Here is a 1,979-nt window from a genome sequence, read left to right on the forward strand (position 1 = left end):
CGCCGTGCCGTGGCGTGCGCCCAGGCCCAGGGCAGCGAGCGTGCCCCAGCCCTGACCCGCGCATTGGCCGAGCGCGTGTCGGCCCGCTGCCAGCCCAGCACCGACTGGGCACTGCCCGGTGCGGTGTTTGAGTGGCTGTTCCCGCCCGATCTGCCCGTGTCGCTGGACCGCTGCCTGGTCTTTGTACCCACGCCCGGCATCGACGAAGCCACCGTGTTGCGTCAGCTGCGCGCTGTGCAGACGGGCAGCGACGTGCTGCTGGTTCTGTGCGAACACAGCGTAGATACGCCCAGGCCCTTGCTGCGCGCCCATGCCGACGACCGTGCCAACCTGCACGTGATGCTGGACAGCGCCTGCCAGACTGAGTGGCTCATTGGTGGCGAGGCCCTGCAGGTGCTGCTGCGCCAACTGGCCGCACAGCTGCGCATCACCCGCATCTCGCCCTACCAGACGCGGGGCGGCGTGACACGCGAGGGTGGCTTTTTTGGCCGCGCCCAGCTGCTGGCCCGCGTCATCAACCGCGAGCCCGCCAACTACCTCGTGGTAGGCGGGCGCCAGCTGGGCAAGAGTAGCCTGCTCAAGGCCGTGCAGCGCCGCATGGCGGGTCACCCGCACACCGTGTGCCACTACGTCTCGTTGCGTGACCACCGGCTTGCACCGCGCATGGCGCTGCAGTTTGGCCTGGCGGCCGACACGCCGCTCGAAGCCATCGTGGACCACCTGCAGGCGCAGTATCAAGGCAAGCGCCTGGTGCTGCTCATCGACGAGGCCGACCTGTTCTTCCGCGATGAATCCAACAACGGCTACGTGCAGCTCTCCACCCTGCGCGCGCTGAGCGAAGAGGGCCGCTGCTGGTTCATGCTCGCGGGCTTTTGGGATCTGTATGCCACCGCCGTGCTCGACTACCAAAGCCCCCTGCGCAACTTTGGCGAGGTGTTGGCCATCGGCGGCCTGGAGCGTGAGGCCTGCCGCGAACTGGCCACCGAGCCGCTGCGCAAGCTGCGCCTGGGCTTTGACAACGAGCACCTGGTGAACCGCCTCGTGGACGCCAGCGGCCAGCGCGCCAACCTGGTCGCCATCCTGTGCCAGGAGTGTCTGGAGGCACTGGCGCCCGGCGAGCGCGTGATTGAAAAGCGCCACCTCGACCAGGCCCTGGCCTCGCAGGCCGTGCAGGACGCGCTGGCCGGCTGGGGCCGCCTGAGCCACGACGAAGCCGCCTGCCGCCTCGACCGTATCGTGGTCTACCACACCGCCCAGGCGGGGCAGTCCAGCCTGGTCACACTGGCCCAGCTCCTGCAAGGCCACGGTATCGCGGGTGATGCGCAGGCCCTGCGCCAGTCGCTGGCGCGCCTGCAACTGGCCTATGTGCTGCGCAAACACGAGGGTGGCGAATACCGCTTTGCCATCCCGCTGCTGCAGGACCAGTTTGAACCGGCAGAGGTGGAGTTGCTGCTGCACCAGGAGCTGGCCGTGCTGGCGCGCAGTGATGCCAAGGTGTGAGCTAAAAAAGGCCGTCTCCGCGCTATGGATAAGCACTTTTAGCTATTTATTTGATAGTGATTGCACCGCAGTGAACGTTGGGGTTCACTGCAGCGCAACCACCACTGCCCCACGCTTGCGCCCCGTCTCCACATAGGCATGCGCCGCAGGCAGGTCGGCAAACGGGTAGGCACAGTCCAGCACCGGCCGCAGCACACCGGCCTGGGCCAGGCCCATCAGGGTCTGCAGGTCTTCGGGCCGCTCGGTCGCCGGGCCGCCCATGCTGCGGCGCGTGCCGCGCGGGCGGGCCAGCACCTGCGCCAGGCTGCCCGCCACCGCCAGGTAGCGGCCATGTTCCTTCAGGCGCGGCAGGCAGGCGGTAAAGCTGCTCGCGCCCACGGTGTCGGCCACCCCTGCGCACCCAGCGCCCGCGCCAGCGCCACATTGCCGCCGCTGCACACCGCCGTGACATGCGCGCCCCGGTGCCGCGCCAGCTGCAC

The 1,979-nt window shown here is 68.8% G+C and carries 2 protein-coding genes; one reads left to right on the forward strand and one right to left on the reverse strand.

Going from position 1 to position 1,979, the window contains the following annotated elements; genetic code table 11:
• Window positions 1-1,500, forward strand: a 1,500-nt coding sequence (locus tag DBR12_RS19735; RefSeq protein ID WP_233244927.1) for an ATP-binding protein, incomplete at its 5' end; no start/stop codon positions are given.
• Window positions 1,501-1,584: 84 nt separating this feature from the next.
• Here DBR12_RS19735 and DBR12_RS19740 read toward each other — a convergent pair.
• A partial coding sequence (locus DBR12_RS19740; RefSeq protein WP_146185582.1) for a zinc-binding dehydrogenase occupies window positions 1,585-1,979 on the reverse strand: 395 nt, incomplete at its 5' end.

The organism is Acidovorax sp. HMWF029, assembly GCF_003060895.1.
Lineage (GTDB): Bacteria > Pseudomonadota > Gammaproteobacteria > Burkholderiales > Burkholderiaceae_C > Acidovorax.